At 48.4% G+C, this 25,796-nt stretch carries 24 protein-coding genes; 19 read left to right on the top strand and 5 right to left on the bottom strand.

What is annotated here, in order from left to right:
* Positions 1–77 precede the first annotated feature (77 nt).
* From ABXR35_RS17545 to ABXR35_RS17500, 10 genes are all read left to right on the top strand, one after another.
* Positions 78–1,004, top strand: a complete 927-nt coding sequence (locus tag ABXR35_RS17545; protein WP_367063306.1) for an SMI1/KNR4 family protein — start codon at positions 78–80, stop codon at positions 1,002–1,004.
* Between the two features lie 132 nt (positions 1,005–1,136).
* Positions 1,137–1,922, top strand: coding sequence for a glucose-1-dehydrogenase (locus ABXR35_RS17540; RefSeq protein WP_367063304.1), 786 nt, complete (start codon positions 1,137–1,139; stop codon positions 1,920–1,922).
* 16 nt (positions 1,923–1,938) lie between these two features.
* Positions 1,939–2,694 (top strand): hypothetical protein, encoded by a 756-nt coding sequence (locus ABXR35_RS17535; RefSeq protein WP_367063302.1) that lies wholly within the window; start codon positions 1,939–1,941, stop codon positions 2,692–2,694.
* A gap of 185 nt (positions 2,695–2,879) precedes the next feature.
* Positions 2,880–3,092, top strand: coding sequence for a hypothetical protein (locus tag ABXR35_RS17530; RefSeq protein ID WP_367063300.1), 213 nt, complete (start codon positions 2,880–2,882; stop codon positions 3,090–3,092).
* A gap of 200 nt (positions 3,093–3,292) precedes the next feature.
* On the top strand, positions 3,293–3,904 hold the full coding sequence (locus ABXR35_RS17525) for an SLOG family protein (RefSeq protein ID WP_367063298.1): 612 nt from the start codon (positions 3,293–3,295) through the stop codon (positions 3,902–3,904).
* A gap of 219 nt (positions 3,905–4,123) precedes the next feature.
* Positions 4,124–5,821 carry an alpha-keto acid decarboxylase family protein gene (locus tag ABXR35_RS17520; RefSeq protein WP_367063296.1) on the top strand — a complete coding sequence of 566 codons (1,698 nt, stop codon included), beginning with the start codon at positions 4,124–4,126 and terminating at the stop codon, positions 5,819–5,821.
* Positions 5,822–6,161: 340 nt separating this feature from the next.
* Complete coding sequence (locus ABXR35_RS17515; RefSeq protein WP_367063294.1) at positions 6,162–6,923, top strand: methionine ABC transporter ATP-binding protein; 762 nt, start codon at positions 6,162–6,164, stop codon at positions 6,921–6,923.
* Positions 6,924–6,942: 19 nt separating this feature from the next.
* The gene (locus tag ABXR35_RS17510; protein WP_367063508.1) at positions 6,943–7,596 is read left to right on the top strand and encodes a methionine ABC transporter permease; all 654 of its coding nucleotides are present in this window, start codon (positions 6,943–6,945) and stop codon (positions 7,594–7,596) included.
* Positions 7,597–7,673: 77 nt separating this feature from the next.
* A complete protein-coding gene (locus tag ABXR35_RS17505) occupies positions 7,674–8,525 on the top strand; it encodes a MetQ/NlpA family ABC transporter substrate-binding protein (RefSeq protein WP_367063292.1) in 852 nt (283 codons plus the stop codon).
* A 277-nt stretch (positions 8,526–8,802) separates the two neighbouring features.
* On the top strand, positions 8,803–9,558 hold the full coding sequence (locus tag ABXR35_RS17500) for a 2'-5' RNA ligase family protein (protein ID WP_367063290.1): 756 nt from the start codon (positions 8,803–8,805) through the stop codon (positions 9,556–9,558).
* A 54-nt stretch (positions 9,559–9,612) separates the two neighbouring features.
* On the opposite strand, the gene ABXR35_RS17495 is transcribed toward ABXR35_RS17500, so the two are convergent.
* Positions 9,613–10,221: a TetR/AcrR family transcriptional regulator gene (locus ABXR35_RS17495; RefSeq protein ID WP_367063288.1), complete on the bottom strand. Its 609-nt coding sequence runs from the start codon at positions 10,219–10,221 to the stop codon at positions 9,613–9,615.
* 354 nt (positions 10,222–10,575) lie between these two features.
* Between ABXR35_RS17495 and ABXR35_RS17490 the strand changes: the two genes are divergently transcribed.
* Entirely contained in the window at positions 10,576–11,721 is a 1,146-nt protein-coding gene (locus ABXR35_RS17490; RefSeq protein WP_367063286.1) for an NADH:flavin oxidoreductase, read from the top strand.
* 312 nt (positions 11,722–12,033) lie between these two features.
* Here the strand turns inward: ABXR35_RS17490 and ABXR35_RS17485 are convergent, their stop codons facing one another.
* Positions 12,034–12,942, bottom strand: coding sequence for a DMT family transporter (locus ABXR35_RS17485; RefSeq protein WP_367063284.1), 909 nt, complete (start codon positions 12,940–12,942; stop codon positions 12,034–12,036).
* A gap of 183 nt (positions 12,943–13,125) precedes the next feature.
* On the opposite strand from ABXR35_RS17485, the gene ABXR35_RS17480 reads away from it, so the two are divergent.
* The 5 genes from ABXR35_RS17480 (at position 13,126) to ABXR35_RS17460 (ending at position 20,034) form a co-directional block, all read left to right on the top strand.
* The gene (locus ABXR35_RS17480) at positions 13,126–14,016 is read left to right on the top strand and encodes a LysR family transcriptional regulator (protein ID WP_367063282.1); all 891 of its coding nucleotides are present in this window, start codon (positions 13,126–13,128) and stop codon (positions 14,014–14,016) included.
* 336 nt (positions 14,017–14,352) lie between these two features.
* A complete protein-coding gene (locus ABXR35_RS17475; RefSeq protein WP_367063280.1) occupies positions 14,353–15,759 on the top strand; it encodes an NAD-dependent malic enzyme in 1,407 nt (468 codons plus the stop codon).
* A 292-nt stretch (positions 15,760–16,051) separates the two neighbouring features.
* On the top strand, positions 16,052–17,035 hold the full coding sequence (locus ABXR35_RS17470; RefSeq protein WP_367063278.1) for a helix-turn-helix domain-containing protein: 984 nt from the start codon (positions 16,052–16,054) through the stop codon (positions 17,033–17,035).
* 137 nt (positions 17,036–17,172) lie between these two features.
* A complete protein-coding gene (locus ABXR35_RS17465; RefSeq protein ID WP_367063276.1) occupies positions 17,173–18,678 on the top strand; it encodes an alpha-glucosidase/alpha-galactosidase in 1,506 nt (501 codons plus the stop codon).
* A gap of 357 nt (positions 18,679–19,035) precedes the next feature.
* Positions 19,036–20,034, top strand: a complete 999-nt coding sequence (locus ABXR35_RS17460) for a Gfo/Idh/MocA family protein (RefSeq protein WP_367063274.1) — start codon at positions 19,036–19,038, stop codon at positions 20,032–20,034.
* 58 nt (positions 20,035–20,092) lie between these two features.
* Here the strand turns inward: ABXR35_RS17460 and ABXR35_RS17455 are convergent, their stop codons facing one another.
* Both ABXR35_RS17455 and ABXR35_RS17450 read right to left on the bottom strand, forming a co-directional pair.
* A complete protein-coding gene (locus ABXR35_RS17455; RefSeq protein WP_367063272.1) occupies positions 20,093–21,205 on the bottom strand; it encodes a hypothetical protein in 1,113 nt (370 codons plus the stop codon).
* Positions 21,202–21,795, bottom strand: coding sequence for a sigma-70 family RNA polymerase sigma factor (locus ABXR35_RS17450; RefSeq protein WP_367063271.1), 594 nt, complete (start codon positions 21,793–21,795; stop codon positions 21,202–21,204). The genes ABXR35_RS17455 and ABXR35_RS17450 overlap by 4 nt, the downstream gene beginning before the upstream one ends.
* Before the next feature lie 284 nt (positions 21,796–22,079).
* On the opposite strand from ABXR35_RS17450, the gene ABXR35_RS17445 reads away from it, so the two are divergent.
* The 3 genes from ABXR35_RS17445 to ABXR35_RS17435 all read left to right on the top strand — a co-directional run bounded on the left by ABXR35_RS17445 (position 22,080) and on the right by ABXR35_RS17435 (position 24,728).
* The gene (locus ABXR35_RS17445; RefSeq protein ID WP_367063269.1) at positions 22,080–22,304 is read left to right on the top strand and encodes a hypothetical protein; all 225 of its coding nucleotides are present in this window, start codon (positions 22,080–22,082) and stop codon (positions 22,302–22,304) included.
* Positions 22,305–22,459: 155 nt separating this feature from the next.
* On the top strand, positions 22,460–24,175 hold the full coding sequence (locus ABXR35_RS17440; protein ID WP_367063267.1) for an ABC transporter ATP-binding protein: 1,716 nt from the start codon (positions 22,460–22,462) through the stop codon (positions 24,173–24,175).
* A gap of 214 nt (positions 24,176–24,389) precedes the next feature.
* Complete coding sequence (locus tag ABXR35_RS17435; protein WP_367063265.1) at positions 24,390–24,728, top strand: DUF3139 domain-containing protein; 339 nt, start codon at positions 24,390–24,392, stop codon at positions 24,726–24,728.
* A 29-nt stretch (positions 24,729–24,757) separates the two neighbouring features.
* Here the strand turns inward: ABXR35_RS17435 and ABXR35_RS17430 are convergent, their stop codons facing one another.
* Entirely contained in the window at positions 24,758–25,684 is a 927-nt protein-coding gene (locus tag ABXR35_RS17430) for a dipeptidase (protein ID WP_367063507.1), read from the bottom strand.
* Between the last annotated feature and the right edge of the window lie 112 nt (positions 25,685–25,796).

Below are 25,796 nucleotides of genomic sequence, written 5' to 3'. Positions count from 1 at the left end.
ATTGTGCATCTATCTGTACAATCGCAGGCTGCCAAAGAAATCAGGATCAAGCCCATCTATTTGAAGGAGGCAATCACATGTATCTGGTATCCAATCAGAACAGTCTTATCGAAACGGAGCAGCTAGAGCTATGGGAGCAGGAGCATGACATTATACTGCCTGCGGCGTACAGTGCATTTTTGCAGCAATATGGACAGGGCACATATTGCGGCTTGCTGCATGTGGAGCAGCCGGATGCGCAGCAGCTGAACGGATTTGCCCAGTATGAGTTATGGGAGCATGATGAGCGTAGTCCTATCACCGCTCCCCAGTTGGAGGAATGTATCGTGATCGCCAGTACGATTGACGGTGATATGATCGCTCTGCATCGTGAGGTAGAGGGTGGTATTTGGCTGCCACGTCATGCGACGACGATCGAACGACTGGACTGGGGAACGTTCTCGTGGCAGGAGTTTATGGATCATGAGCTAGGCAAGCGTTATGATCCCGGTTATCAGCTACTACGGGAGAAGGCGTATTTTGAACCTTTGAATGAATCCAAGCAATATCATCAGCTGTTGTTAAACAAGGGCAAGTCGAAAAAAGGGCAGACTGGACAAGGAGTTCAGCCTACGGGTCTTTCCGAAAAAAACGCTTCTGTCGCAAGTGCGTCTGCTGGTGGTGTGTATCTTGTGAACGATCCGGGCGCAGATATGGAATATGCTGGAGCAGCGTCCGATGCACCTGTCGCACCGTCTACACCATCTCCTACGTATCGTGAACCGCTGCGACTGCGGCTCAAGGAAATTGCCGATCGTATTGCCTTGCAGTGGCCGCCCAATCTACGCGTGGAAACAGAGCATTCCGGTCAGCTCTTTTATCATAGTGTGGGCGGATATATTCGGTTCAATTATGCGTATGCGGCAGAGGTACTGTTTGTACATGAGGAGCAGGCTGCGTCCAGCAGTGAGGACGATCTGGCACAGTCGCTGCTTCAGGCGCTTCACGATGCTGGAATATCCTAAAAGCAACAGCTGAATTGTTTACCATCGTCTGATTTCGTGTAACCAATGGTTGTACCTTCTTTTGCCAGCACGAGTTATAAACGGCAAAAGATGAGCTGAATACGAGAGCATGATTACGAAGGAGGCAACAGTATGTATCCGGATTTGCAGGGCAAAACAGTGATTGTTACCGGAGCGGCAACAGGGATCGGTCAGGCGATTGCGCTTCGTTTTGGACAGGAAAAAGCAAATGTAGTAATCAATTACCATAGCAACCACGACGGCGTGGAAGAAACGATTCAAAAGATCAAGGAAGCCGGTGGACAGGCGATTGATGTGCAGGGCGATATGTCGAACGAAGAGGATGCCCAGCGCATTATTCAGACGGCACACGATACATTTGGTAGTATGGACATCATGGTTAACAATGCCGGTATGGAAAATGAAGTGCCGTCGCATGAACTGTCGCTGGACGATTGGAATAAGGTGATCAATGTGAATCTGACCGGTACATTCCTTGGCAGCCGTGAAGCGATCCGTTACATGCTGAAACATAATATCAAAGGCAGCATTATCAATATGTCCAGCGTACACGAGATTATCCCGTGGCCGCATTTTGTACACTATACCGCGAGTAAGGGCGGCGTGAAGATGATGACCCAGACGCTGGCGATGGAATATGCGCCGAATGGGATTCGGGTAAATGGCATTGGACCGGGCGCGATCAATACACCGATCAATGCGGAGAAGTTTGAAGATGAAGAGAAAAAGGCAGCTGTGACCAAGCTGATTCCGATGGGATATATCGGCGAACCGTCCGAGATCGCTTCGGTAGCAGTATGGCTAGCTTCCTCTGAAGCGAGCTATGTGACCGGCATTACTATCTTTGCCGATGGCGGCATGACCAAATATCCATCGTTCCAAGGCGGAAACGGTTAAGCGGGAGGTGACTCTCATGATAAAACGCAAGTCTGATCATGTAATGCCAGCAACAGAGTATGCAGGGGTAACGGTATTTCCCGAACCAGCAGATGTATTGGAAGATCCATCGCTGTCGTGTTACTTTTTACCGATGCTTTCGTTTACGCATGAGCATTTAGAGGATCAACGTTCGTACCGTATCCACTTGCTCGGCACAGACGGTCTACAATGTCTGGATGCGGCGCTATACAGCGAGAATCACATCTGGGGCTTTGAATATAATGATGGCAAATACCGCTTCTTGGGTAACATCAGCGTATTTGGTGGTGTTAATATTCCAGAGGTGTACGCGTGGCTGGTGGAGGATTTTGACCGCAACTGCGAGTATTATTTGCACGAAGAGATTGCTGCATCCGATTATGGAGAGCAGGTTCAAGTGGCATTGTCTAGCATTGCCAATTTTGAAGCTCGTTATTATGCGGAAAATGTGTACAGCTATCTGTATGCACGCACCCATTATCAGCGTACGGGCGAGTTCCGTCATATCGATGAGTTAACTGGCGATCACCGTCCGATAGATCAGCATCTGCTGTTGGATCGTCTAGAAGCACAGGAGATGAGTGCGATTGTACTGGATAACCTGCCGGATACCTTGCGTGTGCGCTATGATATTCAACCGGAAATGATCGTCGGCGGTGCGGAACGTTTTCGTTTCATGTCTGCTAGTAGTAGCGGCGTAGTGCTGGCATTACTGAATACGCATCGGCAGCAGGTTTATTTGCTAGAATAGCTCCCGTTGTATGCTCCATTGTTACTCTATATGCTCCATCGTTACGCTCATATCTTGATCTGCACCATCGTTCATGCGGCAGTCGCTCGCTTACTATTCGTAGAGGCGTAGCGCCGTATAATTGTTACTGTTTTGGGATAGAGTTGGCGGTGGCGATATGCTATGATGGAGCTGAGGTGAGTCTATTGACGACAGAACATAATCAACCAGCATCCACACCGGAAGACGCTCCAGCGAAAAAGCTGAGTCAAGCCGAGATGGCTAAACGTCTGCTGGCACAGAAAAAGCAAGGTAACCAAGGCAAAGGCGGTAACGGACAACAATCCACCGGCACCAAATCGATGAAAAGCCAGATGACCAAAAAAGTAAACAATCAGCGCAAAAAGATGGGAACCTAATCGCTTTCCATGTGCAGTCTGATTTACTGCATCCATAATCTTCATCAGAAAAAGACCGATTCCATTAGCCGAACCGGTCTTTTTTGTGCGTGAATATTCTGGTTTCCTTATAGCAATGTCTGCCTTGCTCTTAACCGAGCTATGGTAACATGGTATGATGGACAACAAAAGAATGGAAACGGAAGCGGAGGCAAAACAGCATGAAGAATGTACTCGTCACTGGCTACCGTGCGCATGAGCTGAGTATTTTCAGTCAAAAGCATGAAGGCATTCATTATATCCGCCAAGCGATTCGCAGCAAGCTAATTCCGCTGCTGGAGGATGGGCTAGAATGGGTGATTACGCCCGGACAGTATGGTGTCGATCTGTGGGCGTGCGAGACGGCGATAGAATTGAAGCAGGAGTATCCGCAGCTGCGGGTATCGATCCTGTCCGCGTTTGCTAACCCAGAGGAACGCTGGAGCGATGACAAGAAGGACTATTACAATCAGATTTTAAAAGATATCGACTTTCATGGGGTAGTCAGCAATCAGCCGTATCAGGGCATCTGGCAGTTCAAGGCGCGCGATGAACTATTATTTCGCAAGACGGATGGCATTGTGCTGGTCTATGACGAGGATGCAGGGGAAGGCAGCCCACGCTTTTTCAAGGAAGAAGCGCTCAAGCGTCAGCAGGAGGATGGGTATCGCTATATCAGCATCAGCTCGGAAGATATTCAGGGCATTGCGGATGAGGAGCGATTGGAGCAGCTGATGGAAGAACCGGAGATGGAGATGAACGGCAGCCGCAATACATTTGGCGACGAGATCTGATGAGTGGTAGGTCGGCTTCTTGCAGTTTGAATAGAGCTAGAATTAGTATTGTAGACCAAGGGGATTTTCCGTATGCGACGGGAAATCTCCTTTTTGCTGTGCTTTTCAGTAAGCTAGTTGGCAATGATTGGGCTGCATTGGGTAATGGGTATAGTGATGGACGCTCTGTGTAAACCAGAGCGACGACAATCCAAAATCAGAACGGGAAAGGGGAACATCATGAATACGAACACCAACAGCATGACCCGCACCGGAACGACAGTTGGACATTATCTGTTTGATTGCCTAAAGGAACAACATATTACGGAGATTTTTGGTGTACCAGGCGATTATAATTTTTCGCTGGTGGATGCACTGGAAAGTTACGAGGGCATTGGCTTTATTCCAGCACGCAATGAGCTGAATGCGGGCTATGCAGCGGATGGTTACGCCCGTGTCAAAGGCATCAGCGCGATGATTACAACCTTTGGCGTAGGTGAGATGAGTGCCTGCAACGCGATTGCTGGTGCATACAGTGAGAATATTCCGATCATTCATATTGTAGGGACACCTGCTTCCCAGATGCAGCAATCCAAACAATTAATGCATCATACGCTGATGGATGGCGATTACGATGTATTCCGCAAAGTGTATGAGCCAATTACCGCTTATACCGCTGTAATCACACCGGAAAATGCGATGCTGGAAATTCCGCAGGCGATTCATATCGCGACAACGACGAAGAAGCCGGTATATCTGATGGTCGCTATTGATCTGGTGAACCAGCAGGTGCTACCACATACAAATCAACAGCCTTCGCCATTGAAAACAAGCTCCTCTTCGCTTCAAGCGGCGATGAAGCAGGCGGGTGAGCTACTACATGCCGCAGAGCGCGCGGTGCTGCTATCTGATACCACCGTGCTGCGACAGCGCTGGCAGCAGCAAGCGATTCAGCTGGCAGAGGCACTACGCATTCCAGCGGCATCTATGTTAATGGGGAAAAGCGGCTTCGATGAGCAGCACGAGCAATATATCGGTATGTATGGCGGTGCATTTGGTAATCCGCAGGTAACAGAGATCGTGGAGCAAGCAGATGTGGTGCTGGCGCTGGGGTTGATCTGGACGGATATCAATACAGCTAATTTTACCGCTAAGCTGGATACGAATACGATCATCAATATTCAGCCAGAGTATGTGACCATCGGGGAAGCAACCTATTCGAATATCCGCGGAGAGGATATGATACAGGCGCTGGTGGAACTGGGCTGGATGAATATGAAGGATATACCGAAAACGGATTTTGCTTATGATACGGCGCAAGGAAATGCAGACGAGCCACTGCATACGCTGCACTATTATCCGCGTTTTCAGCAGATGCTGCGTGAACAGGATATCGTGCTGGCAGAGACGGGGACATTCGCATATGGTATGTCGCAGGTTCGTTTGCCGAATCAGGTTATGTATCTTGCGCAGGGCGGCTGGCAAAGTATCGGATACGCAACGCCAGCAGCATTCGGTGCATCCATTGCGGCTCCCAATCGTCGGGTAATTCTGTTTACCGGTGAAGGTTCGCTGCAATTGACCGTGCAGGAACTAAGCTCCATGCTGGAATATGGCTGTCGACCAATTATTTTCATCCTGAACAATGGCGGATATACAATTGAAAAGTATTTGAATGTCAAAGAAGACATTGCTAAGCAGACGTACAACGAAGTACCGGCTTGGAATTATACCGAGCTGATCCGTACATTTGGACGCGATGCGTATACGGCAAAAGTAACCACCAATGGCGAATTGGATTTGGCAATTGCGGAAGCGGAGCAGCAGCAGAGTGAGCGGCTATGTCTGATCGAAATGATTGCTGCTGATCCGATGGATGCGCCGGACTACATGAAAAAAATCCGTGCCTATATGGAGCAGCAGGAACAGCAAAGTTAAGCTATTACTACGATAAAGTGCAGGTGCGCACATTCCTGATAAAGGTGGAACAGGATCAAGTCTGGATCACTATCAAATAGGATAAGAATCTCCTCATCTTCAACATATTGCATCGCTCATCCAGTCGTCATGATGTTGACTGGATGGGCGGTGTTTTTGGTTTGATTGGCAATGCCATTTTTCTTCATCCATATTTCATCTTTAATAACCTGTGAAAAATAGTGACACAGACGCAGCATTTGCTTATAATGTAGCAGGAGTAACAGGCTATAACAGATATACCAAAATAGTAATACACTGATCCTCATCGGTCCGGATTGAGGCGGAGGAGGGAATGGGAATGATTACGCTGGAAGGCGTGAGCAAATATTTTGGCAAAACCGGCAGTGATTTGCCTGCCGTCAAGCAGGTGGATCTGCATATTGGTACAGGCGATATTCATGGCATCGTCGGCAGTAGTGGTGCAGGCAAATCGACCTTACTGCGTATGATTAACATGCTGGAAAGCCCAGATGAAGGGCGTGTCATCGTAGGTGGGCAGCAGTTGACTAGCTTGTCGGAACGTCAGTTGCGACCAGTACGCCAGCAGATTGGTATGATTTTTCAGCAATTCAATCTGGTGCATAATCGTACTGTAGGCGGCAATGTGTCGGCGGCGCTGGAACTGGCAGGCGTGAAAAGGAAAGAACGGGAGCAGCGTATTAGAGAGTGTCTCCATCAGGTGGGCTTGCTGGATCGGATACACGATTATCCGTCTCAATTGAGCGGAGGGCAGCGTCAGCGTGTCGGCATTGCACGCGCGATTGCTACACGTCCGCAGGTGCTGCTGTGCGATGAACCGACATCGGCGCTTGATCCCAGTACAACCGCAGATATTCTCGGACTGCTCCGGCAGATCAATGAGCAGCTGGGCGTAACGATGGTGCTGGTCACACATGAGATGGATGTGGTGAAAAGTCTCTGCGATACCGTGTCTGTGATGGCGAATGGACAGATTGTGGAGAGCTATTCGCGGGCAGAGCACGGCTTCGCATCAGCACCGGATTATACGCTATCGTATCGTGAGCAGCTGCTAGGCATCGGAGGTGACGACCGTGGATAATACACGAACCTTCGGTGAGATGCTGGACAAGTACCAGACAGAGATTTGGCAAGCGATTGGCGACACGTTTACCATGGTTGGCATATCTTTGGCAGCCGCTATTCTGATTGGCTTGCCGCTTGGTACATGGATCTACCTGACCCGCAAAGGACAGCTATATGAAAATGTATATGTGTCTGGGTTACTGAACAGCATCGTTAACATCGTACGTTCCTTTCCATTTCTGCTGCTAGTTGTGTTTTTGATTCCATTTACACGTCTGGTTGTCGGTACGTCGATTGGTACAGAAGCGGCGTCGGTGCCACTATCGATCATCGCCATCGCCTATTATTCGCGGCTGGTGGAGCAGGCGCTGCTGGATGTACCACGTGGCATCGTGGAATCGGCGCGTGCGATGGGCGCATCCGGCATGCAGATTGTGTTCAAGTTTCTGTATGTGGAAGCACGTTCTGGGCTGGTGCTGGGACTGACGACATCAGCGATCAGCTTTATTTCATACTCGACCGTGGTCGGCATTGTCGGCGGCGGCGGAATTGGTGATTTTGCGATTCGATACGGGTATCAGCGTTTTGAAACGGATGTGATGGTCTATATGATCATCCTCATGATTATTCTAGTGCAGGCGGTACAATTCACCGGTAGCCTGATCTCACGCCTGATCGACAAGCGCTAACCGATTGGCAAATGATTGAGAAGCCAAAAGTAATATGTATATCATCACTACACAAATACGGGGGTATCTATTCCATTATGTTAAACAAAAAATCCATCCTGATCCTGCTGTTCGCCATGGCATTACTGCTGGCGGCATGTGGACAGAAAGCTACAACCGAAACGAATAACGCATCTAGCGAAACGAGCAGCGAAGCAAGCACAACTGGCGAAACAACGCTAAAAGTCGCTACCCTGATCCCGCCAATGACCGATATTCTCGACATCGTAAAACCACTGCTGAAGCAGGACGGCATCAATCTGGATGTGATCGTGCTGTCGGATAACGTACAGCCCAATGATGCACTGGCAAACAAAGAAGTGGACGCGAACTTCTTCCAGCACGTTCCATATATGCAGCAGTACAATGCCAGCAAAGGCAGCAATCTGGTTGGCATTCAACCGATCTATAATGCTATCTATGGCGCCTATTCCAAAACGTATAAAAGCATCGACGCTCTGCCAGAAGGCGCAACCATCGCTATCGCCAACGATCCATCCAACATCGGTCGCTCGCTGCAAATGTTTGCTCAAGCTGGCATGATCACGCTCAAAGACGGCGTAGGCATGAATGCGGTACAAGCCGACATTACATCCAATCCGAAGCACTTTACATTCAAAGAGGTCGATCTGCTGATGCTGGCTCGTATGTATGATGAAGCCGATCTGGTAGCAATGACTCCGGCATATGCCAAACCGCTGAATCTGACTCCGGTTAAAGATGCACTCGTTACAGAAAAAGAAGACTCTACTTTCGCCATCACACTGGTTGCACGCGAAGACAACAAAGACTCTGCCGCGATCCAGAAGCTGAAAGAACGCATGGCTGGACCAGAAGTGAAGAAATTCCTGCAAGATAACTATGCAGATATTGCTGTACCAGCATTTTAAGGTATAGTTCGGCAAACCGAATCCAACCGCTGCTTGCATAAAAGGAAAAGTTGTCTCCTATTACGCATTAGCATTGGCACTACATGAACACCCAAACCTTCAAAAACCTGCCCACCCATTTTAGGGTGCGGCAGGTTTTTTGGCATTTTCCGAAGAGTTTTCATTGATGCCGAACTCGTTTTTACATAGATCGCGATTGAAATGGAAAGAGAGTTTGTGCTAACTCGGTATGCTGAACACAGTTAAATCAAGATAAGTAGGGGAAGGGTGGAAATGGATGATGAACGATGTACAAATGGATTATACACAATTTGTTAAGGAAAAAGAGCGTGAGTGGCAGGAGCAAATGAACAGTAAGCCAGCGCAGTGGACCGTATCGGATGGGCTATCTAGCAAAATCAAAGAGGATGGAACGATGAATGACTTTTACGGATATACAACGGTCATTCCGCTTCGTGAAGCGGATCAGATGCGTTGTCAGCAGGCACAGCAGCTGTTACTGGATCGGCTGCCCCATCGGTTAGTCCAGCTGTTACCGGAGACATTTCATCTGACTATTCATGCACTGAGCAATGAGCGCAATACGGCGGGTGGTGTAGGCAAGGTGCAGGAGCAGATGAGCCAACATGAGTCTCAGGTGAAGCAGGTATTCCGCGAAGTTGCTGAGCGCTATGCTGGTCGCCACATCAACATGAGAGCATTGGGAGTCAGCACCAATACCCGCGATGTCGTCAGCATCAAATATGTACCCGAAGATTCTGACGATTATGCTCTGCTGATGGAGCTGCATGAGCGTATTCGCGAGCTGTCACCTGAACGAGGTACCTATATGCCTCATGTGTCGCTTTGTTATTTTCGATTAGACGGCTTGCAGCCATCGGACATTGATGTACTGTATCAGACGATGGATGAGATCAACCGTAGCATCAAGCTGGATATCGTACTAGACGTGAACCGATTCGTGTATCAGATGCACCGTCATATGAACGATTTTCCAGCTCTGTGTACTGTTCAGGAGTTTGTCGCGCCATAGGTGTCATTTCGAATGTGTATGGATGTGGTTAATTCACAGTCTCGGTTCAGCGTCTTATCTAGCTGAGGTAGTGGCTTGATGAGTATTGATCCAGCTTTGCAGCAATGGAATCATACGCTGTGCCAGCTGAATCGGCGTATCGCGTGTCTCTTTCGTTTCGCTGCTCCATTGCAGAGTCGCTCCATACAGCGACCAGCTGATCATCACCGACAGTGGCAACAGCTGCGCCTGATCCTGCTCGGGCAATTGCATCGTCAGATGCTCCAGTAGGTAGTGCTGAAGCTGAAGCTTCATATTTTTCTCGACCAGTGAACGCAGGGAATCGATATTTTTGGGACATTGTGTACCGGAATATTCGTGAAAATGGCATAGTGCATAGATTAGCGTAGTTAATGCTTCGGGTGTGAGAGCATTTTGCGGATCGATGCCCTTGTACAGCAATTGAATAAGCTGGCTAGAGATCATATGCTCCAGCAATTCGTATTTGTCAGTATAGTGGGTATAAAAGGTAACTCGATTAATCGTTGCGCGGCGGGTAATATCGCTGACGGTAATATCGTCAAATTCTTTGGTCTGTAGCAGTTCCACAAAAGCTTGGTGAATCAATCGCTGCGTACGGATCACGCGCGGGTCGTGCGGATTGGGACGGGGAGCAGTATTCATAAGGTATACCTCCTTAGGGATAAAAGGGATGATAAAGAGTATGAAGTTCACCAAAGTACACAAAAAAGAATAAAAATACAGAGCAAAAGTCAAACAACAAAAATAAGGGTTTAAATGAAAAAAGTTGCCTATCGATCTAAACGACAATCCATACGATGTGATACTTAAACGACACATCTGGATTTCTGTTGGTTGTATCTGTTCTTGCACGCCTGTACAATCAGGCATATACCCCACCCGGCAGCATGCACCGGGGAGGGACTTCTTTTACACTATAGCTTACTTTTATATATTTATTTCCTAAAGATAATAAGGATAGTATACCCTAAAACATCACTGGAGGTTACCATGAATATGAATTCTATCGAAAAAAATATGCAATCCAATCATACACAGTATGTAGCGCCGTTGTTTGAATCCTTTACACTGGGCAATCTGACATTATCCAGCCGTATCGTCATGGCGCCGATGGCGCGTGGCTTCTCGCCGAATGGCGTACCTGGAACGGAGGTGGCGGATTATTACCGTCGTCGTGCCGAGCAGCGTGTAGGGCTGATCATCACCGAAAATGTATCCATTCCGCATTCTTCTGCCAATCAGGACCCGGCGAACAGCCCTGACTTTGGTAGCGAAGCCGCCCGTGCAGGCTGGAAGCATGTGGTGGACGAGGTACATCGTGTCGGTGGCAAAATCATGCCGCAACTCATTCATGCGGGCATCGCTAGAGAAAACTTTCCGCAACCGGACGGCGCAGCGCCATCCATTGGTCCATCGGGTCTGGATGTGAATGGGGAAGTCAAAGGCGAAGCTATGACAGTACAGCAGATTCAAGAGGTCGTACAGGCATTTGCCGAGGCGGCAGTGCAAGCGAAGGAGTTAGGCTTTGACGGGATTGAGCTGCATGGAGCGCATGGTTATCTGATCGATCAATTTCTGTGGGAAACGACCAATCGCCGTGAGGATGAATATGGGGGTAGCATCGCCAATCGCACTCGCTTTGCAGTGGAGGTGGTGGAAGCGTGCCGTCGTGCTGTTGGTCCCGACTTCCCGATTGTCTTCCGCTTCTCGCAATGGAAATATCCTGTATATACCGCGAAGCTGGCAAATAATGCCGAAGAGCTGGCAGAAGTGCTGAAGCCACTTGCCGACGCAGGTGTAGATATTTTTCACGCATCGACACGCCGTTTCTGGGAACAGGCATTTGAAGGTTCGCCGCTTAGTCTGGCAGGCTGGGCGAAGCAGATTACAGATAAAGCGGTGATTACCGTCGGCTCGGTTGGCTTAAAACAGGACTTTACCGAATTCTTCGCTTCTGGTGCGGATGCCGAGCAGCAGGGCAGTGTAAGCATTCTGGCAGAACGACTGCAAAACCACGAATTCGATCTGATCGCCATCGGTCGCGCTCTGCTCGCTGATCCAGAATGGGCAGCCAAAATCCATGACGGTCGCTTGGATGAACTGAAGCCATTTCATGCGGAAGCGGTCGGCAAGCTGTACTGATGTATGATCCAGAGTGATAGATAAGCAATATGAATGTATGTGCTACAACGCATCCAGCCGCTGGATTCCTTCCTCTACGGAGTGGGGAATCTAGCGGCTGGATGATTTTTATACATATAAGTAGAGGGTGCGTAGAGGTTTCTATTCCCCTCATTTTTCACTACCTATGAATGAACAGTGATCTGTGTAGACAACTATTAGCTGCTTTGCTACAACAGCGAGCAGAATCTACTATAACGAATAGAAACTGCGATGATGGATAGAACCTGCAATGATGGATAGAAACTACAGTCAATTATCTACTCATCAGTCTTACAGGGTCGACACCTTCTTCACTTCCTGCGGTGCAATCACCGGTTTGGTCGCTTTTATCTTCAGCTTCCACTCCGACACCACCACACCCGCAAGCACCAATCCAGCACCAATATATCCTTTGATCGACAGCATTTCGTGCTCAAACCAAAAGGCAAACAGTGCCGCAAATACTGGCTCTAACGCGAAGATCAGCCCTGTGCGCGTAGGTGTCGTATATTTTTGGGCAATGGGCTGTATGACAAATCCAAACGCACTGCATACCACACTGAGCGCTAGCACAGCAATCCAGCCGTCACTTGTCTGCGGTAAGCTAGGCGTTTCATATACAAAGGAAAAGATCAGTCCGTACAAGCCAGCGAATCCGAGCTGCATAATGCCCAAATTCAGCGTACTGGACGTAATACGTGCCGCTGCACTGGTCATTAGAATATAACCTGCATAGCACAGCGCTGCTAGAATGCACAGCGCATCGCCGGGATGGATGCTAAGCTGTCCGTTCAAGGTCAGTAGCCCGATGCCCAGCAATGCCATCAGCACACCAGCAATCTGCCGCCCTGCCAGTCTGCGCCGAAAGATAACCCAGTATAAAATCGGTACAAAAATCACCGTCAGACTTAAGAGAAAACCAGCATTGGACGTTGAGGTCGTCTGCAACCCGAACATAATACATGCAAATACGCCAAACAGACATAATCCGAGCAGCGCCCCATAACCGGTCGTGCGCCAGTCCAGATGCCGTAGTTGGCGGAAAAAGAGTAACGCTGTCAGGATAAAAGCAAAACCAAAACGCAGCGCAATCAGATTGTAAGGGCTGAGCGAATCCATGCCCATTTTCATAAATAAATAAGAGGACCCCCAGCATAAGGTAACGATAAAGATCAGCAGGTCGGCCCGCGATTGTTTCATGTCCATCCATCCTTTAATGATTTGTTTCTTAGACGCTGCACACAGATGCAAGATTCCTGCTGGCAACGCGTTGATAAAATCAGTATAGTAGCGTTAGAGATATAAGTATATTGAATGTTTGTAATGGAATACATGAGAAAAAGTAATGATTTATTTCTTGCATATTAAAGGGGCAGATAGAGAATGAGTATTCATAAATATGAGGTGCTGCTCAAGGTCGTAGAGCTGGGCAGTTTGACACGCGCAGCAGAGGTGCTCGGCTTTACACAATCCGGGGTCAGTCATATCATTCATGGGCTGGAACGGGAATTTGGCTTTCCATTATTGCTGCGCGATCGTTCCGGTGTGCGACTGACAGCGAATGGCGAACGCGTCTTGATTCCCATACGCGAAGCAGTGAACTGGAATGAGCAGCTTAAGCAGGTCGTCTCCTCTATTCATGGACTGGCATCCGGTGTCATTCGTATCGGTACCTTTACGAGTGTATCTGTGCACTGGCTGCCGGGCATGATCAAGGAATTTCAGCGTCATTATCCGGGGATTACGTTCCGATTGATCGAGGGCGATTATGAAGAGATTGAAGAGTGGATTGCCAACGGTGAGATTGATTGTGGATTCATGACATTGCCTGCACGTGGCACATTCGATATTTTGCCGCTTCGTCAGGATCGGATGCTGGTCATTGTACCGCCGGATCATCCGCTACGTGAAGCAGAGTATTTTCCATTGTCGCGGCTGACAGAGGAGGATTTTATTATGCCACGCGAAGGCTCGGATTACGATGTACGGCGCGTGCTAGAGCATACGGGCATTACGCCCAATGTGCGTTTTGTACTGGGCGACGATTATGCGATTATCGCGATGGTGGAGAATGGACTGGGGATCAGCATTCTACCAGAGCTGGTGTTACAGGGGCGAGATCACAATGCGGGGATGCTAGAGCTGGAGGAGCGTAGCGTTCGTTCACTTGGTCTGGCGGTGCAATCGCTATCCAAAGCTTCGCCTGCGATGCGGCGATTTTTGGAATATGTAAAAGAATGGGTTCAGCAGGATAGCCAAGCAGCGGAATCTTGAAGCATAACGATCCATGAGTGGGAATAGCGAATGACGAACATCCAACCGGCGTATCGAAAATGATAAACGGCTTCTCATTTCCGAGCGTCGGACTGCGTTTATTTCGTCGTAAACTATGTTATAATTAAGTCCGTCTTCCAATGTAAGCGTTATTATAATGAAGCGGATGGAAGAACATGCCGCTTACATAGGATCATTTGAACTACCGATGGATGCCATTTGTATAGCGGGCGCAAGCCGGATAGACAGCAGTACAATGGCAATGGATGCAGGGGATAATCTCCAACTAGCGTCTATGGACCATACCCAAAATCGTATTTTGCAGGAGGTATAACGATGGCTCTTGGAACGAGCATGATTATGCGTTTGCAGATGGATAAGAAACAGGTAAGTTTCGGCGATGTGGCGGGAGCGATTGGCGAGGCTGGCGGCGATGTAGTGGCGATTGACGTCATTCATGCCAGCCCAGAGAGCACCACGCGCGACTTAACGATCAATTTGCCGGAAAATGTGCGCGAAAGCATGCTGAAATCCGTTGGTGCACTGCCGGGAGTCAAAGTGGTGAACGTATCCGACCGTACCTTTCTAGCGCATCTGGGCGGCAAGATTGAAGTGCAGCCCAAGTCTCCGGTCAAAAACCGGGAGGACTTGTCCCATGTGTATACACCGGGCGTAGCCAAGGTGTGTATGGCGATTCACGAAGATCGGCAAAAGGCATTCTCACTGACCGTCAAGCGCAATATGATCGCAGTCGTTTCCGATGGTACGGCAGTGCTCGGACTGGGCGATATTGGTCCAGAAGCCGCCATGCCGGTGATGGAAGGTAAGGCAATGCTGTTCAAGCAATTCGGCGAAGTCGATGCCTTCCCAATCTGCCTAGATACGACAGATACGGAAGAGATTATTCAAGCGATCAAATGGCTGGCTCCGGGATTTGGTGGTATCAATCTGGAGGACATCAGTTCGCCGCGTTGTTTTGAGATTGAACGCCGATTGACCGAGGAGCTGGATATTCCCGTATTCCACGATGATCAGCATGGTACGGCAGTCGTTGTGCTTGCCGGGCTGCTCAATTCGCTACGCATCGTTGGAAAATCGCTGGAAACAGCGAAGATTGTCGTGCTCGGTATCGGAGCTGCCGGAGCGGCTTGCGTCAAAATGCTGCTCTCCGCGGGTGCCAAGAACCTGATCGCTGTCGATAAATGTGGTGCATTGGTACGCGATGAAGAATATCCGCATGAGATGTGGAACTGGATCGCGAACAATAGTAACCCGCAATTGGAAAAAGGCAGTCTGAGCGATGTGATTCAGGGCGCCGATGTATTTGTCGGTGTATCTCGTCCGGGTCTGCTGACAGTGGATCATCTGCATACGATGGCAGATGATCGCATCGTATTCGCGATGGCGAATCCCGATCCTGAGATTGATCCCGAAGTGGCGGAACGCCATGTACGTGTGATGGCAACCGGGCGTAGCGATTATCCGAATCAGATCAACAATGTACTGTGCTTCCCCGGCATTTTCCGTGGAGCATTGGATTGCCGTGCGAGTGTCATTAATGAGGAAATGAAGGTCGCTGCCGCACGTGCCATCGCTTCCGTCGTCAAGGAAGATGAGCTGAACGAGCTGTACATCATTCCGGGTGTATTCAACGAGCAGGTAGTGCAGGAAGTCCGTCGTGGCGTCATTCAAGCAGCGATTGAGACTGGTGTAGCACGTCGTACACCACCAGAGTTCCGTTGATCTCATACCTATGGCATTAGTGTTTTATGAATCTATCCGTTATCGGATGAGTTGATTGATAATCGTGACAGGATTGCGCATTCTATTTGCATTTCTCCATTTCAAACAACAAGCTTCGCCAGCAATTATGCGATAATGGCGAAGCTTTTTCTATGCCTATACATAAGAAGAAAGGAAGAGGTACTCCAATAGAACAGCATGCAATATTGCCAATCCTATGCTTGTTGCAGACCGTGTGCATGAGGTAAGGTTGCAATAGAGTATCATATCGCAATTAGGCAGGTGATCCACTATGAATGCTAGACCCCCCTTATTGGCTAGCCTTTACCATACTCATATCGCCGAATCTGGCTATCGACCGCAACATTATGCGTATTACTACAAGCAATGGCAGCAATATGAAATGGAATATCATCACCATCATTCCACCGAGATTATGTACATGATCTCCGGCTCGTGCCGTATCGATCTAATCACATCTCCATCCAAGGAAGTTACTGTCCATTTGCAAAAGGGGCAATATATCGTGATTGATGCCGATATACCACATCGCCTGATCGTTGGCGATACTCCATGTCGGATGCTCAATCTGGAATTTGGCTTGCAAAGCTGTCCATCCACGACATCCATCTTACATCAACTGATTTGTCAGGAAAAAGAACTGGCAGAGCTGATCCGTACCCCTCAGCCCTATATGATCCTATCCGACCCAGAGGATGTATATTATACGCTCAAGTCGCTTGTGCTGGAGCTTGATCAGCAGCGAGAAGGTTCTATGCTGGGCGATTTACTGTTTGCGCAAATGCTGGTACGTATTGCACGGCTGTCACAGGAGCATCGGCAGGAGCAAACGTCGCAGAGTGAATGGTATGTACGCCAAAGTATCCAGTTTATGCGCCAGAACTACGACCGCAGTATCCGTATGGAGCAGATTGCCGCTTCGGTGAATGTGCATCCAAGCTATTTGCATCGTATCTTCAAAAAGCATATGCACCATACGCCGACCGATTATTTGAATACATTACGTATGGACAAAGCGAAGATGCTGCTCCGTCAGACCGATATTCCTATTGCCGAGATTGCCGATTATGTGGGCATTGCCAGCCGACCGTATTTTCATCTGCTATTCAAAAAGTATACTGGTCGCACGCCTGCCGATTATCGGATGCAATCCGAACGGTTTGTTCGCGAATATCAAGAACAGATGGACAAGCAAGGGGATACAAGGAGACAGGAGCGAGACATGGGTACAGAGCATGAATCAATAGAGGATTAAGTGGATAGCAAATAGTTAAAATAGAGTAAGGTTAGGATTTTGGACAGGTCATTGTGGAAAGAGTCACGATATTGATAACGCTTACTTCATAAGGCATTTTACAATGAATTCATCATAATAGATGGAGGGATTGTACTATGTCTTTGAAAGTAGCGTTTGTAGGAGCAGGTAGTATCGGATTCACGCGTGGGCTGCTGCGCGATCTGCTGGCAGTGCCGGAATTTACGAATATTGAACTGGCGTTTACAGATATTAACGAGCACAATTTGGATATGGTGACGCGCTTGTGCCAGCGCGACATCGACGGCAACGGGTTGAATATCCGTATCCAATCAACCACCGACCGCCGGGAAGCGTTGAAGGATGCGAAGTACGTCATTTGTACGATTCGAGTCGGCGGACTGGAAGCATTCGCGACCGATGTAGATATTCCACTCAAATATGGCGTGGATCAGTGCGTTGGCGATACGTTATGCGCGGGCGGTATTATGTACGGTCAGCGTGGCATTGCTGAGATGTTGAACATTTGCCGTGATATTCGTGAGGTGGCGGACGATCATGTGCTGCTGCTGAATTATTCTAACCCGATGGCGATGCTGACGTGGGCGTGCAACACGTATGGCGGTGTTAAAACGGTTGGTCTCTGTCACGGCGTACAGCATGGGCATCATCAGATTGCCGAAGTGTACGGATTGGACAAAAAGGATGTCGATATCGTCTGTGCGGGCATCAATCACCAGACGTGGTATATTCGTGCGAGTCATGAAGGGCGCGATCTGACGGCTGGATTGCTGGAAGCATTTGAGCGGCATGAGGAATACAGCCGCACGGAAAAGGTTCGTATCGACATGCTGCGGCGATTTGGATATTACAGCACCGAATCGAATGGTCATTTGAGCGAATATGTGCCTTGGTATCGGAAGCGTGCGCAGGAGATCGGGGATTGGATTGATCTGAACAGCTGGATTAACGGCGAGACTGGCGGTTATCTGCGTGTCTGTACTGAAGGGCGGAACTGGTTTGAAACGGACTTTCCGAACTGGATGCAGGAGGAGCCGAAGCGTTTTGCAGCGGAGGAACGGAGCGAGGAACACGGTTCGTATATTATCGAAGCACTGGAAACGGGACGTGTGTACCGTGGTCATTTTAATATGATCAACAACGGCGTAATCTCCAATCTGCCGAATGATGCCGTGATCGAAGCGCCCGGTTATGTAGATCGCAATGGCATTTCTATGCCGCATGTCGGGGATTTGCCACTCGGTCCAGCAGCTGTGTGCAATGTGAGTATTTCCGTGCAGCGCTTAGCGGTGGAAGCCGCTGTACATGGCGACGATAAGCTGCTGCGTCAGGCGTTTATGATGGACCCGCTGATCGGGGCGGTCTGCAATCCACCGGAAATTTGGCAAATGGTCGACGAAATGCTGGTCGCAGGCGAAGCATGGTTGCCGCAATATGGCGAAGCAATATCATCCGCCAAGCAGCGTTTGAATAACGGCAATCTGCTACCGACTCAAGACTACACTGGTGCAGCCCGTCTCAAAGTCAAAACCGTCGCCGAGATGCAGCAGGACCGCGATGCTGCCAACCGCAACGCAGGTGAAGCAGATAAAGGTAAGGATCGGGAAAAGGTACAACAGTAAGCTTAGCAGTTCGTATCGCAATAACTATGGAGATATGGTTGTTCATCTGTACAGCAATCTATCCAGCAATTCGTACGGAACTACGTAAGGTAAGCATGAGAAGAACAAGGCTAACAATAGAGTCGGTATAAGCCACATCATGTAGCGAAAAGAGCAGTGAGATCAACGATCTCTGGCTGCTCTTTTCGCTATTTTGCAATCCTCTGTAACATGAGCGCAAATATATGATACAAACGATCAGGATATTGCTATACGTCACCGTCCAAACCTTTTACGCTTAAAGGAAGGTGGTAATGGTGAAATATAGAACTAGCAGCACTATGCCGCAAATCATATTATCGAAGTGGGGGTTATTTCATGTCTCAAGCCAGTGAACGCAAAATCAATTGGGGAATCATCGGCACCGGTGGCATTTCCAATAAATTTGTCGGCGATCTGCCGTTTACGAATAACGGAGTGGCGTATGCTGCCAGTTCCCGTAGTCAAGAAAGCGCGGATGCATTTGTACGCAAATACAATATGACGGTTGGATACGATAGCTATGAGAAGTTATTGCAGGACGAGAAGGTCGATGCGATCTACGTCGGTACGCCGCATCCATTACATAAGCAAAATGTGCTCGACGCGCTACATGCTGGCAAGCATGTACTGTGCGAAAAGCCGTTTATGATGAATGCGAGCGAACTGGAAGAAGCGATTCAACTTGCCCGTGAGAAAAAGCTGTTCCTGATGGAAGGCATGTGGACGCGCTTCCTGCCACCGCTGCGCCAAGTGCGTGAATGGATTCAGGATGGCAAGATCGGTGAAGTACGACTGGTTAAGGCAGATTTTGGATTCCGCTTTAATGGTGATCCAGAGCATCGTTTGCTGAATAAGGAGTTGGGTGGCGGGGCGCTGCTTGATACCGGCATTTATCCAGTATCGTTTGCTTCGATGGTGTTAGGTGCCAAGCCGGAGAAGATTCATAGCACCTCATATATTGGGCAAACCGATGTAGATGAGCAATTTTCGATCCTGCTAAATTATGAGGGTGGGCGCGCTGCTAGTTTGAATGGTGCGATTAATTTTCTATTCCCGAATGAAGCGTATATTCACGGTACGGAAGGCTATATCCGCATCCCGCAATTCCTCTTCAGCCGCGAAGCATACTTGTATATAAACGGCGAAGAAGTAGAACATATGAACGATGAACGCGAATGTGAAGGCTATGCCTTTGAAGCAGAGGAAGCGGGTCGTCTCATTTTGGAAGGTCAGCTGGAAAGTGATATTATGCCGCTGGAAGAATCGTTGTCGATCATGCGCATACTGGACGAAGTGCGCAGTCAGTGGGGATTGAAATATCCGTCTGAGCAATAAGTTCTCATCGAACAAGAGCAGGTCCCATCGTATTCGGCGGGACCTGCTTTTTATACTGCTATTGTATTTGTTCAGCGATTCGAATCATGTCTGCTTGGGATAGAGCAGGATCATCGCTGGATAGGCTGATCAACCACGAGGTATCATGTTTTGTGCTATGCTCACTCCAATTTAGCGTCTGAATGGTAGACCATCCCGATTGAGCTATACCTTCCATATACGAATGGTCGGTAGACGTATAGATCATTTTGCCTTTACTGGATGGAACGATAGAGGTGTTAGCCTGCTGCGGCATATTCAAATCGAGTGTATCATGGGCTACTTGATCCAGCTTGCTAAACGACATACTAAGCGTATGTCCGTTGGAAGAAGTATAGATCAATCTGGGTAACAGGTCGGGTTGGGTGATCGTCTCTGCATCGGCAGGTGGTACGGGCATCCAAGCATAGTTTGCAGTCGGATGTGTAAGTTTATTTTGTAGCAAACCGCGAACTAAACGTATTTTGGATTCGCCGCCATAGAGGCTATTATTTTCAATCCAGCTCGTATCTGTTCCATATGCAAATTGATACTGAGATGGTATATACTGCGGCTTCGGAAATCCAGATGCTGTTGGCTGTAAAGCCTGTTGCAAATGAGCAATCGAATCGTACTCGTTAGGCTTGGTCAGTATAACGACAGAGTCAAATCCTAACTGTGGAAGCAGGTTGCTATATACATACGCACGCTGACCGGGTTGGAGTTGTGCCAGTATGGTAGTAGTCATGTTGCGATATTGGAGAGTCTGTTCCGATGTTATACTGTGGCTAGTTTGACTATTCAACGTAATCATCATCTGACCGGACATGATGGAGTAGACCATATTGGACGCATAGGCGCCGCCACTGAGTACGATCATCATGGTTAGTAATACAGCGGCTGCACGCCACCGAAAGTGATGTTTGACCCGCTGCATCACCCGATACACCGTACGCTGGCGATCAGAGGTAGAGGTGGATACGGTATGCAGGTTTTGTTGTGTCGGTTCATCTATACATGCAACATGCTTTTCAAAAAGATGCTCCACTTGTGTAGTCAGCTCATTCGGTACGGCGATATGAGCGGCTTTGTGCTGTAATGCGAGAGTTAACTTTTTCTCCCATTCGGTTGAAGATGTATTTGTTCGTCTCATAAGGATTCTCCTTTCTGTTCACTGTAAAAGGATAGCTGTTCCCCTTGTTGATGCTGTTGGCGTAAACGCTCCAGCGCATGATGGTGTCTAGATTTGGCAGTGCCGAGTGGAATACCCAAGGTATCGGCAATTTCTTGAAACGAGTATTCATGATAATAGCGCAAGATAATAACACTGCGTGCTTTGAACGGCAATTGTTCAACAAGGCGTAATAATTCATCGTATCGTTCGCGTTGCTCGGATGTGTCCTCAGCGCTTGGAGATTGATGGGGTACTAGGCTATGCTGCTCCTGATGCCGTTGATTCAATCGGAATCTTCGCCACAAACGGCGCTTCCAATTGGACGACTGCGCCACGATGATTCCATTTAACCATTTGATAAAAGGCTTGTTCATATCGTATTGATGCAGAGAACGGAATACCGCCATATAGACCTCACTTGCCACATCTGCCGCATCCTCCGGTCGATTCACCAACAATCGAATCGTTCGATATATGTACGCTCCGTATTCGTTGTACCACTGGCGAAACGCTTCTTTATCGCCTTGCTTCATTCGTGTCAGGCATGTTTGTAAATGCTGTTGTTCCATTTCTGTTCACCTCCGATCGTGCTTTATACCTGATATTGGCTCGATTTCTTTAAAAAGTTCAATTCACTACAAAAAAATATATCGAATATGTACATTTTTTGATAGAAGCTGCCTGAATTGGTTGAAATACATACTATACTGACTGGCTTAACATAGCGCTGATCTTATTTTACAAACAACGACGTCACCTGCTTGACGATTCCGTTCCTATAGCCGGATAAGCGAAGGTAGCCACTCAGCAGAGGGAATCATTCTATCGAGATGAGGTGCGGAAGATGACGATCATGAACAACACGATGTATAAATGGGCAAGCTGGCTGCTCGTACTGGCTGCAATGGTGGTATACATTTTATTTCAGACACGGGCAGCAGTACTGATCGGGATGGTACTATTGACGGCGGGGATTGTGATTGGATTATTAACGATGCCGCGCTCACAAAGGCTGCAATTCGCCATGTTTTATGTCGTAGCGGTACCTGTACTCTATTTTATCCGCGCATTTATGTAAAAAAGTAATTGATAACTGTTCTCAATTGTGGATGGTAGTGCTATAATTGATGTTCAGTGCAGCCCAGCGCTGTATGTACGGCATTTGTTGTCGTTCGTACGGCGCTGTGCTGTGTTATGATGTTCCTGGTAAATGCCAGAAAAGGGAGGGGTTATATGCTGCGTCGTTTTTTCGCTTATTACAAACCGTATCGTGGTTTGTTTATGATCGACTTTGGCTGTGCAGTCATCGCAGGGCTGTTGGAGCTGGCTTTTCCGATTGCTGTACAGCGGGTCATTGATGATTTGCTGCCGAGTGGCAATTGGCAGGTTATTTTGTGGGCGTGTGCTGGATTGCTCGGCATCTTCCTCGTGAGTTCAATTTTGCAATACATTGTTACATACTGGGGTCACAAGCTTGGAATTAACATCGAGACGGATATGCGGAAAAAGCTGTTTGATCACATTCAGCGATTGCCGTTCCGCTTTTTCGATAATGCAAAGACAGGGCATCTCGTATCGCGTATGACTAGCGATCTGATGGATATTGGGGAGATTGCCCACCACGGACCAGAGGATCTGTTCATCGCGGTGATGACGCTGATCGGGGCATTTGCGTTGATGGCGAGTCTGAATCTGGAGCTGGCGATTCTGACCTTTATCGTCATTCCGCTTATGATCTATCTGTCGATCTTTTTCGGTCGTAAAATGTCGCGCGCCTTCAGCAAAATGTTTGGCGATATTGCTAACTTCAATGCGCGCGTCGAGAATAACGTGAGCGGTATGCGTGTGGTACAGGCATTTGCTAACGAAGATCATGAGATCGCTCAATTTGCTGTAGACAATGGTAGCTTCCGTCGCACGAAGCTGATTGCGTACCGTATTATGGCATGGAACTCGTCGATCAGTTATATTTTGATGAAATTTGTATCGTTGTTTGTGTTGGTGTGTGGGACATGGTTCGTATTGGAGCGCGGCATGACATACGGTGACTTTGTTGCCTTCGTCCTACTATCCAATGTGTTCCTGACACCGATCAAGCAACTGAACTCGGTAATTGAGACGTATCCGAAAGGAATCGCAGGGTTCCGTCGTTACGAGGAATTGCTGCAAACCGATACCGAGATTCACGATCTGCCGGGTGCTCAGCCTGCGCCGCCACTGCGCGGACAGATTAGCTATCGTGGTGTGAGCTTCGGTTACGAGGGCAAGGATGATATTTTGACCAATATTAATCTGGATATTCGCGAAGGCGAAACGGTAGCACTGGTCGGTCCATCCGGCGCTGGGAAAACGACGCTATGCAGTTTGCTACCGCGCTTCTACGATATTCGTGAAGGCGAAATTTCGATTGATGGTCTCAATATCCAACAGATGACCATTTCATCGCTACGTACCCAGATTGGTATCGTACAACAGGATGTGTTCCTGTTCGATGGTACCATCCGCGACAATATCGCCTACGGCAAGCTGGATGCGACCGATGAGGAGATTTGGCAGGCAGCGCGTCGTGCTCAATTGGAGACATTGATCCAATCGTATCCAGAAGGCATGGATACAATCATCGGAGAGCGCGGTGTGAAACTGTCTGGTGGACAAAAGCAGCGTCTGTCGATCGCCCGCATGTTCCTGAAAAATCCGCCGATCCTCATTTTGGACGAAGCTACATCGGCGTTGGATACCGAAACGGAAGCAGCAATCCAGCAATCGCTGAACGAGCTGTCCGTCGGTCGCACAACGCTGATTATCGCTCACCGTCTGGCAACAATCAAAAACGCTGACCGTATCATCGTTGTGACCAAAGAAGGCATCGCCGAGCAAGGCGCACACGATGAGCTGATCCAAGCTGGCGGCGCATATGCCCGTCTGCATGCTGCTCAATTTGGTGCGTAATAGCAGGTATTTGCTACACAGTAGTATGAGATAGTTCAACCTAAAAAATAAAATGCAACACCAACTACCTCAACCGGGCTGCGTCAATCTGTAGTCCGGTTGAGGTGTACATAATGAAATGTATGCTGTTTGATGCTAGACATGCCATTTGCAAAATAGACATGGAATGCAATTCCAGCAATAGTGATCCGTGATCATATAGAGGAGGAGAAGGATGAAAAAGCGCTGGTGGACACTACTCCTGCTAACAGGCATCGCAACCCTAATCGTGATAAGTATAACTATCAAAATCAAGCATCTAAAGCAAGACCTGATGAATTATCTTATCCATGACCAGCATTATACCGCAGCCGATATTTATAGTATCGACACCAAAATCAGCAAGCTCCCTACGTTTCCCATGTATGTCGTTTTTCGTGACGAGCCTAATCGAATCTATACCTACACCGATCGTGGCGTCGGGCAATGGACGCAATTGTTTCCCAATGAAGATGTAATACATAGAGGCGGACAGTTCAAGCATTGGGAACATTCAGATGATCAATCAGACTGATACCCTCTTCCTTTGACTTAGGCAAATGTTCACTTAGGCAAATGCTGAATAAAATTCTCATGCGCAAACCCGCGTACTTGCTCCTCGCTGTAATGCTTGAGCAGCTCATTGATCACATGTTGCGATTTGCCCGCATGTTCCAGACCCTGTACATGCTCGCTAATTCCATCAAAGTCTGACCCTAGCCCAATATGCTTTACACCGCCCAAGGAGCAGAAGTGATCGATATGCCGCAGCAGATCTGTCACAGTGACCTGCTCGCCTTCTTTGATAAAATACGGACAATACACCACATGAATCATCGCATTCCGTTTAAACATCGCTGTTGCCTGCTCATCTGTCAGATTGCGTGGATGATCCAAAATGGCACGTGCATTGGAGTGTGAAGCAAACGGATAATCCGCCACCTCCAACACATCCCAGAACGAGCGCTCACATAGATGGCTAACATCCGTCAATATCTGATGCTTGTTATAGAATTGCACCAGCTCATGTCCAAACGCTGTTAGACCTGCTCCGCGCTCCTCTAACGCTCCGTCTGCCGCTAGATTGGCAAAGTTCCATGTCAATCCCACCGAACGCACACCAAGTCGATACAGAATGTTCATCTTTTTCAGATCATTGCCGATGGGATCGACGCCTTCTAGTGTCAGCAATGCACCGATCTGTCCGGGCTGCAACTGGGCAATCTGCTGCCATTGTGTAATATGTACCATCTGCGGATGCTTATCCAGCACTTCCTCGTAAAAGTAGTGCACCTGATCCAGACAATTTTGGAACCGCAGCGGATCAGGTAGGGCGGGGTCTACGAAAATAGCAAAGCCCTGCATGCGCACCTGTCCCTCCTGTAGCCGAGCGGCATTCGTTTCCAGCTCTGGCGCATCGCTGTAGCTAAGCTTGCCCTGCGCTTCCGCCAGCTTATATAACGCATCGCAATGTAGATCCATAATATACATCATTTCCTGCTCCTTCCAAGATTGATTTGGATACTGTCTATGTATCAAAATAAGATTACTATCCAGCATAGCCCAGCCCTAGGATAAAGTACAGGCGACATGCGAATAATGG

The sequence above is a fragment of the Paenibacillus sp. JQZ6Y-1 genome (assembly GCF_040719145.1).
GTDB classification, from domain to species: domain Bacteria; phylum Bacillota; class Bacilli; order Paenibacillales; family Paenibacillaceae; genus Saccharibacillus; species Saccharibacillus kandeliae.
This window is presented reverse-complemented; position numbering and strand designations above follow the sequence as displayed.

Bases quoted from the DNA above. Each gene is read 5' to 3' on its own strand.
- ABXR35_RS17520 (WP_367063296.1), top strand. From the start codon at position 4,124: ATGAATACGAACACCAACAGCATGACCCGCACCGGAACGACAGTTGGA.
- ABXR35_RS17500 (WP_367063290.1), top strand. From the start codon at position 8,803: ATGATGAACGATGTACAAATGGATTATACACAATTTGTTAAGGAAAAA.
- ABXR35_RS17515 (WP_367063294.1), top strand. From the start codon at position 6,162: ATGATTACGCTGGAAGGCGTGAGCAAATATTTTGGCAAAACCGGCAGT.
- ABXR35_RS17525 (WP_367063298.1), top strand. From the start codon at position 3,293: ATGAAGAATGTACTCGTCACTGGCTACCGTGCGCATGAGCTGAGTATT.
- ABXR35_RS17445 (WP_367063269.1), top strand. From the start codon at position 22,080: ATGAACAACACGATGTATAAATGGGCAAGCTGGCTGCTCGTACTGGCT.
- ABXR35_RS17470 (WP_367063278.1), top strand. From the start codon at position 16,052: ATGAATGCTAGACCCCCCTTATTGGCTAGCCTTTACCATACTCATATC.
- ABXR35_RS17440 (WP_367063267.1), top strand. From the start codon at position 22,460: ATGCTGCGTCGTTTTTTCGCTTATTACAAACCGTATCGTGGTTTGTTT.
- ABXR35_RS17460 (WP_367063274.1), top strand. From the start codon at position 19,036: ATGTCTCAAGCCAGTGAACGCAAAATCAATTGGGGAATCATCGGCACC.
- ABXR35_RS17465 (WP_367063276.1), top strand. From the start codon at position 17,173: ATGTCTTTGAAAGTAGCGTTTGTAGGAGCAGGTAGTATCGGATTCACG.
- ABXR35_RS17535 (WP_367063302.1), top strand. From the start codon at position 1,939: ATGATAAAACGCAAGTCTGATCATGTAATGCCAGCAACAGAGTATGCA.
- ABXR35_RS17545 (WP_367063306.1), top strand. From the start codon at position 78: ATGTATCTGGTATCCAATCAGAACAGTCTTATCGAAACGGAGCAGCTA.
- ABXR35_RS17510 (WP_367063508.1), top strand. From the start codon at position 6,943: ATGCTGGACAAGTACCAGACAGAGATTTGGCAAGCGATTGGCGACACG.
- ABXR35_RS17540 (WP_367063304.1), top strand. From the start codon at position 1,137: ATGTATCCGGATTTGCAGGGCAAAACAGTGATTGTTACCGGAGCGGCA.
- ABXR35_RS17450 (WP_367063271.1), bottom strand. From the start codon at position 21,795: ATGGAACAACAGCATTTACAAACATGCCTGACACGAATGAAGCAAGGC.
- ABXR35_RS17435 (WP_367063265.1), top strand. From the start codon at position 24,390: ATGAAAAAGCGCTGGTGGACACTACTCCTGCTAACAGGCATCGCAACC.
- ABXR35_RS17495 (WP_367063288.1), bottom strand. From the start codon at position 10,221: ATGAATACTGCTCCCCGTCCCAATCCGCACGACCCGCGCGTGATCCGT.
- ABXR35_RS17480 (WP_367063282.1), top strand. From the start codon at position 13,126: ATGAGTATTCATAAATATGAGGTGCTGCTCAAGGTCGTAGAGCTGGGC.
- ABXR35_RS17485 (WP_367063284.1), bottom strand. From the start codon at position 12,942: ATGAAACAATCGCGGGCCGACCTGCTGATCTTTATCGTTACCTTATGC.
- ABXR35_RS17430 (WP_367063507.1), bottom strand. From the start codon at position 25,684: ATGTATATTATGGATCTACATTGCGATGCGTTATATAAGCTGGCGGAA.
- ABXR35_RS17455 (WP_367063272.1), bottom strand. From the start codon at position 21,205: ATGAGACGAACAAATACATCTTCAACCGAATGGGAGAAAAAGTTAACT.
- ABXR35_RS17475 (WP_367063280.1), top strand. From the start codon at position 14,353: ATGGCTCTTGGAACGAGCATGATTATGCGTTTGCAGATGGATAAGAAA.
- ABXR35_RS17490 (WP_367063286.1), top strand. From the start codon at position 10,576: ATGAATTCTATCGAAAAAAATATGCAATCCAATCATACACAGTATGTA.
- ABXR35_RS17505 (WP_367063292.1), top strand. From the start codon at position 7,674: ATGTTAAACAAAAAATCCATCCTGATCCTGCTGTTCGCCATGGCATTA.